The organism is Mucilaginibacter sp. P1_A3 (assembly GCF_056406855.1).
The window spans coordinates 235,691-243,103 of the sequence record NZ_JBFTZJ010000012.1 but is presented as its reverse complement, the minus strand read 5'-3'; the positions used below and the strand labels follow the sequence as shown (position 1 = coordinate 243,103).

Below are 7,413 nucleotides of genomic sequence, written 5' to 3'. Positions count from 1 at the left end.
CAGCAAACAAATAATGAATTGGCAAAAAAGCTTTATGCTTTTAGCCTTGAGCTTTTAGCTCAAAAGAAATTCAGGTGCCTATATCGGCGGTGTCTACCTCTTCCCATTCCGAACAGAGAAGTCAAGCCCGCCAGAGCCGATGGTACTGCGTTAAAACGTGGGAGAGTAGGTCGGTGCCCAATCTTAAAAGCCCCCAAAAGGCTGAATCGTGAAACCCTTCATCTATCGGATGAGGGGTTTTTGCGTTTAGGATAAATCCCCCATCCAAAACAGGTGTTCGCTTTTCGCAAAGCACCCACATTAACAGATACTTTCAAAATGTCAATGCATTAACATTCAGTGTCTTAACTGTTCGCTATATCCCCACCTAAAAACAGATCCTGCTATAAACCAACAACTTAACTTTTTACTAAACCCCAGCCCGAACACCCCCGAACACCCGCATCCTGCTGGCCCGAACACCGGGGAAAGTCAGTAAATGGAACAGGGCGGGATCAATTTACAGCACTTCTTGCATTTTACATCTCTCCCAGGCTTCGCCCATAAGTGAAATTCACCATTGTAGCTACTTTGCCCCTTATGTAATCAAGGAAGGCCCTGGAGGTGCGTTAATCCCGATCCTATAAGGTTTGTCTGAAGATCGCATGGGGCCATAATTCTTTAACAGCAAAAATCCTGAAAGGAGAAAACAGAAGACAGTTAAACCTGGTTGTATAACCGGTTTAACGGCCTGGTTGCAATAGTCCCCTAAATACGTTGTAAACCCCTTTATATAGAATTTACTCATAGTACTGTGAAATTTGGGTTTATGTAATTAATAAGTAAATTTTAAATATTGGTAAACAATTTGCATGTGTAAAAAATGTATAATTCTGAAAATTAGAGTTTTATGTAATAAAATGTGAAATTTGTATTTAAATAAAAAAATCTAAGTTTTCAAAATTGTAACTTTGCAACCAAATTAAAGCTCGTTCTCATCTAAAGTTCTAACTATGAAAATCGCAGATCAATCAAATACTATAACTACTTATTCCTCTGATGAAGCATACCAAAAATCACTTGATTATTTTAAAGGAGATGATTTGGCGGCAAGGGTCTGGGTGAATAAATACGCCCTGAAAGATTCTTATGGAAATATTTATGAGGGTACCCCGGATGATATGCACCATAGGATTGCAGCCGAAATTGCCCGAATTGAACAACGTTATCCAAATCCTTTATCAGAAGATGAAATTTTTGAGCTGATCAGGAACTTTAAATACATCATTCCGCAGGGAAGCCCGATGACAGGGATTGGAAACCCTTATCAAATTGCATCCCTTTCCAATTGTTTTGTAATTGGCAATGAAGGTGATTCTGATTCGTATGGCGGGATAATGAAAATAGACCAGGAACAGGTACAGCTCATGAAAAGACGTGGTGGCGTTGGGCATGATCTATCCCATATCCGCCCAAAAGGTTCGCCGGTTAAAAACTCTGCACTTACATCTACCGGTATAGTTCCTTTTATGGAGCGTTTTTCTAATTCTACTCGTGAAGTTGCGCAGGACGGAAGAAGGGGGGCGCTTATGCTTTCTGTCGCCATAAAACATCCCGACTCGGAAGATTTTATAGATGCAAAACTGGAGCAGGGTAAAGTTACCGGTGCCAATGTTTCTGTACGTATTGATGATGAGTTTATGAAAGCGGTGGAAGCCGGGCAATCTTATCAGCAGCAATATCCTGTTGATAGTAAAACCCCGCTTTATAAAAAAGATATCGACCCAACCGTACTTTGGAAGAAAATTGTACACAATGCATGGCGCTCTGCCGAGCCTGGCATTTTGTTTTGGGATACCATTATCCGTGAATCACTGCCGGATTGTTATGCGGATCTTGGTTATAAAACGGTTTCTACCAACCCTTGCGGAGAGATACCGCTTTGTCCGTATGATTCCTGCCGCCTGCTGGCCATTAACCTGTTCAGCTATGTTGTAGACCCTTTCACCGCCAAAGCAAGCTTTAATTGGGAGCTATTCAAGAAACACATCCATTCGGCCCAGCGCATGATGGATGATATTATCGACCTGGAGCTTGAAAAAATTGATGCTATCCTGCAAAAGATAGCCGAGGATCCCGAAGAGGAAGAATTGAAACGGACCGAAAAGAATTTATGGATAAACATTCAGACAAAGGCTAACGAAGGCCGAAGGACAGGTATTGGCATTACTGCCGAGGGCGATATGCTTGCCGCGATGGGCTTACGCTATGGTAGCGATGAGGGATCGGCATTTGCGGTAGAGATTCACAAAACTATTGCCATTGAGGCTTACCGGGCGTCTGTAACAGCCGCGAAAGAAAGAGGTGCCTTTGCGATATTTGATGCCGATCGGGAAAAAAATAATCCTTTTATGCTGCGCTTGAAGGAAGCAGATGCACAGCTTTATTATGAAATGCTGGAGCATGGCAGGCGGAATATTGCTTTACTTACCATAGCCCCAACCGGAACAACAAGTTTGATGTCGCAAACAAGTTCAGGAATAGAACCTGTATTTATGCCGGTTTATAAAAGGAGAAGAAAAGTTAACCCAAATGATAAGGACGCACGTGTTGATTTTGTTGATGAGATAGGCGATTCATGGGAAGAGTATGTGGTTTTTCACCATCGCTTTAAGCAATGGATGGAAGTGAATGGTCATGATTTAACTAAAAATTATTCTCAAAAAGAACTGGATGACCTGGTAGTACAATCTCCTTATTATAAATCAACCTCAAATGATGTAGATTATCTTAAAAAGGTGCAGATGCAGGGAGCGATCCAAAAGTGGATTGATCACTCTATTAGTGTAACCATTAATATGCCTGCGGAGGTAACAGAAGAAGTTGTTGGGCAATTGTACATGGCCGCCTGGAAAGCAGGCTGCAAAGGCGTAACCGTATACCGTGATGGATCACGTTCAGGCGTGCTGATTGCAAATACCGAATCTAAACCTGCAGCGGAGCAGGGAGTGCCGCTGGTATTCCCAACAACCAGGCCACATGTGCTGGAGGCCGAAATTGTTCGCTTTCAAAATAGTAAAGACAAGTGGATCGCCTTTATTGGGTTAATTGAAGGCAAACCTTATGAAATTTTTACCGGCTTTGCCGATGATGAGGATGGGATCCTGATTCCGAGATGGGTTAATGATGGCCTTATTATCAAGAGCCGTGAAGCAGACGGGGGATCGCGTTATGACTTTCAGTATAAGAATAAACGCGGGCATAAAACAACGATAGAAGGTTTATCATACAAATTCAATCCGGAATACTGGAACTACGCCAAGTTAATTTCAAGTACATTAAGGCACGGTATGCCTATTGAAAAGGTAGTTGAACTGATCAATAGCCTTCAGCTTGATGAATCTATCAATACCTGGAAAAATGGGGTGGCTCGTGCACTTAAAAAGTTTGTACCGGACGGTACTGAGGCAAAAAAGCAACAGTGCCAGAATTGCAATTCCACCAACCTGCAATACCAGGAAGGATGTTTAACCTGTAAAGATTGTGGCTCTTCAAAATGCGGATAGGTTAAAGAAAATCGTAAAATATTTTTCTGGTAGTGCTTGCAGCAAAATAGGTTTTCAGCCATGATGCAGGTATTTAATTCAAACACAGATAGCTTACTGTTTATAAGTAAGCTATCTGTGTTTTTTTTGTTTAAGCTTCCTCCATAGGTGTTCGGAAGATTTCTTAACTGCTTTTTTAATTTCCTCAACATACTACTGTGTGTACGCAAGTTAGCATGGCTCTGATTTGGCTAAAGCCACCCGGCTCTCTATATTTATCGGTCCCATAAATGGGACGGCAATGAATTAAAGCGTTGCTTACTTTCAATTCTTCATTGCCGTTGGTTTCAACCAACGGATAGAGTACATATATAAGCATGGCTTTAGCCTAAATAATCAGCACTTTATGACTGACAAATGCAATGTTAATTATACAGTCGAAGTAAAAGCGGTGTACACACAATAGCCCAACTGGAGGGAGCGGCTGAAATATGCGCAATGGCAGGGTAGGGTTTTCGCCTACATACCATCTGCAACGGTACTTGAACGCCTGATTTAACCCCTACCTTCCTTTCCCCCCCCCAATGCTATTAAGTTAAGAGAGTGATGGGGCGCTCCAAAGGAGCAAAAGCTTTGTAGAAAAACATAAATAAATTGTCTTTTGCGTGCCAGAGGTACGCTACCTAAGGTTCCGTACCTCTGGCACGGAGCTTCATTTTTGCTTTTTTGCTACAAAGCTATTCCCCCGCTGGGGGAGAAACTCATTAACTTAATAGCATTGCCCCTTTCCCGAGGAAGGAATCGCACATTGCCCCTGCATTTTTATATCTTTCGAAATGATAAAAGGTTAAGAAGATGCCTTTAAAAAACGTAGAAAATACTGGCCTGGATGCTGTTGTTCTTAAAGTCGCCCAGGATAGGAGAAGGTGTTTCCTGAACGTTTTGCAAGCCGTAAACGTATCTTGCACCAATTCCCAAACCAATTTTTGACTGGTAGCCAAGGCCTCCGGCCATACCAAAATCAATTTTTTTAGCAAATTTGACATCAGTTACACCTCCAAGATCTTCCTTTACTTTAAAGCCTGCCTGCGGGCCGGCCTCAACAAAAAAGCCCGAATTAGTACGGTATTTAAAAAGGATAGGGACAGAGGCATAGGAAAGTTTTATATCCTGTGTGCCAAGCGTTCCGCCTTTAGCTTTGGCACCTTGCAGGGAGTAAAGAAATTCTTCCTGCACCATAAAGTTATCCGTGAACTTGTAGGCCACAGTAAGGCCGGCGTGGAAACCAGGGAGTGGATCTGTTGGGAAATTAGCGCTGGTAAAATTACTGTAATTACCACCTGCAGTAATGCCGAATTCTAATTTCTGCATTAGTTTTTGACCGAAGCTTTGATTCCCGGCAGTTGTTTGACTGAAACCCTTGGTTGATACCGCAACCAAAACGACTAACATTGATAGTAGCTTTTTCATAAGTTTTCTTTTTTGCATGAATTTTTTTGAGTGCCGCCTGCGGGCTGGCCCATTCATTGAGATCAAAGGTGCGCAGTAAAGGGGCGGCATTATAGCAAAAAGTAACCGAAGCGGGCAAAGTTGGGCCGGAAGCGGAAAAATCGAGTTGACAAAAAATACAACGTGATGCCGAATTTCGGCATTCCACGTACAAGGCTTACAGCATGAAGTCGACCTGTCCTGTGGGATCCTGAAACAAGTTCAGGACGACTATCTACAAAGAACCTCAAGTGCTGAATGCCGCGGAGCTATTTTTCCAAGAATTGACCTATTACCCCTTTGTGAGCCAGTTTAAAAATTGCGAAGCTTTGCCCTTACTTACAATTATTTTTTCGCCGAAGGGAACATTGAGGTTTAAGGAAAGTTTCCTGGAAAAGAAACTGGATACGTCTGTGATGGCTTTCCTGCAGATAAGGGATTGCCTGTTGGTTCTGAAAAAGTAACTGCCCGACAGCTTTTCCAATTCGTCGAGGTTTTTATTGGGGAAATAGCACTTTCCGGAGAACGTAAGCAGGTGAGTAACCTCGTTTTCGAGGTAAAACAGGGCGATATCTTCCATTTTTACAGGGATGATCTTATCCTGGTGGTAAACCAATACCGATGCCGCCCGTTGTGTGTCTTTACCGGTCAGCATCTGCATCAGCGCATCAAACTGCGGATTTTGATCTGTAGAGAATATCTTTTTTAATTGTTTATACTTTTGAAGTGCGCTATTCAGGGTTTGCTGTGTAAATGGCTTCAGGATATAGTCAATCCCATTGGCTTTGAAGGCGTCTAAGGCATATTCGTCATAAGCAGTACAAAAAATGACCGGGACAGCAACAGGTTCGGCAATAAAGATCTCGAAACTAAGTCCGTCACCCAGCTGGATATCACTGAAGACCAGATCGGGGGCTTCATTTTTTTTAAACCAGGCAATTCCCTCCTTTACAGACTTGAGCTGTACAATATCAACGGGCTCATCTATCAATTTTCTGATATTTAATTCGAGGTCTTCTGCAACCACTACTTCATCCTCAATGATTACTATATTCATTTTTTTAACAATTTAATACTTACAGAAAAGGAGTTTTCTTCCTCCCTGATCATAATTTCATCTCCCGACCAGAGGCGATACCTTTCTGCAAGGTTGGCAAGCCCATAATTGGTTGATGCTACCTTTATTTTTTTCTTATGTATATTATTGGTGATAACCAGCCAGTCATCCTTTTGGCTGATAGTTACCTTCAGCGGATCTTCCTGGGTAAAATTATTATGCTTAATAGCGTTCTCCAATAATGGTTGCAGGGAAAACGAGGGCAGGAAATAATTTTTTAACGTTTCCTCCGGCAATGTTATCGTACAGTCCAGCGCTGTGCCAAACCTGATACGTTGCATTTCGAGGTAATCGTATAATAGCAGTACCTCATCCTCCAGTTTTGATATATTAGAGGTATGGTGAAAGATTGATGCCCTTAAAAAATTGGCCATATGCACAATATAAGTATCGGCAGCTTGCGTGTCTTTATGATAAAGTGCTTTTAGCGTATTTAGGGCGTTGAAGAGAAAATGCGGTTGGATCTGTTGCTTTAAAACCAGATTCATCGCTTCTGCATTTGCCGCTTTTAACCTGGAAAGCTCCAGTTCGCTGTGTAATTTATCTTCATATAACAACACGGAATTGTGCAAAATAATCATCATGGTATTGATCACAATGCCCGATCCAACGAAGGCAAAGAATAGGCCAACATCCCGGAATGACCATTTATCATTTGCGAGGTAAGCAAACAACGGCCATAATAGGAGATAAATTATAACACTTGCAGGATAGGTTAACAGCCATCTGTATAAAGAAAATTTCTTTGATCTGAACGAACATCGGGTTACTAAAATGAGCATAATGCCAACATCGGCATAACCCACCATCAGTATGCCCGACATGGTTAACAAGGTATACGGATATATATGGATATCGGTATCATGATGAGAAATAACGAGATAGAAGACAATACCAATGATTACCGAGAGTAACCAGGTAAGGCGATTTAAACGTTTAACGGGTAAATTTTCTTCCATCAAAGTAAAGATACCTAATAGATAGAATGTTAATATCGATTTTGATCCGAAGCGGGCAAAATCGGTTCTGAATGATTTCAATTGGGGGTTAAACAACCAGACGGCAGGGTTAGAAATGTCGGGAAAATAATTTTGGTAGAGGTTATTATAGCCGGTTTATGATCAGTGAAATAGCTTTTAAAAAGGAGGCACCTACGGAGCCAAAAACAAGACAGCGAACTGGTTTTGATAATATTAGATTTAACTATTAAATAACCCGAACCACAAAATATCAGGAACCAACACAGAAAATTACGCAAACCGGAGTATTTACTATGGCTGCATA

Annotated in this window: 4 protein-coding genes and 1 rRNA gene; 2 read left to right on the top strand and 3 right to left on the bottom strand. The window is 41.6% G+C overall.

What is annotated here, in order from left to right; genetic code table 11:
• The first annotated feature begins 70 nt into the window (after nucleotides 1-70).
• Both rrf and AC1D0K_RS24945 read left to right on the top strand, forming a co-directional pair.
• Nucleotides 71-182 (top strand): 5S ribosomal RNA (gene rrf / locus AC1D0K_RS24950).
• 810 nt (nucleotides 183-992) lie between these two features.
• On the top strand, nucleotides 993-3,545 hold the full coding sequence (locus AC1D0K_RS24945) for an adenosylcobalamin-dependent ribonucleoside-diphosphate reductase (RefSeq protein ID WP_477396512.1): 2,553 nt from the start codon (nucleotides 993-995) through the stop codon (nucleotides 3,543-3,545).
• 840 nt (nucleotides 3,546-4,385) lie between these two features.
• On the opposite strand, the gene AC1D0K_RS24940 is transcribed toward AC1D0K_RS24945, so the two are convergent.
• The 3 genes from AC1D0K_RS24940 to AC1D0K_RS24930 all read right to left on the bottom strand — a co-directional run bounded on the left by AC1D0K_RS24940 (nucleotide 4,386) and on the right by AC1D0K_RS24930 (nucleotide 7,169).
• Entirely contained in the window at nucleotides 4,386-4,994 is a 609-nt protein-coding gene (locus AC1D0K_RS24940) for a porin family protein (protein WP_477396510.1), read from the bottom strand.
• A gap of 310 nt (nucleotides 4,995-5,304) precedes the next feature.
• Nucleotides 5,305-6,069 (bottom strand): LytR/AlgR family response regulator transcription factor, encoded by a 765-nt coding sequence (locus AC1D0K_RS24935; RefSeq protein ID WP_477463116.1) that lies wholly within the window; start codon nucleotides 6,067-6,069, stop codon nucleotides 5,305-5,307.
• Nucleotides 6,066-7,169 (bottom strand): sensor histidine kinase, encoded by a 1,104-nt coding sequence (locus tag AC1D0K_RS24930; protein ID WP_477396505.1) that lies wholly within the window; start codon nucleotides 7,167-7,169, stop codon nucleotides 6,066-6,068. The genes AC1D0K_RS24935 and AC1D0K_RS24930 overlap by 4 nt, the downstream gene beginning before the upstream one ends.
• Nucleotides 7,170-7,413: the final 244 nt, after the last annotated feature.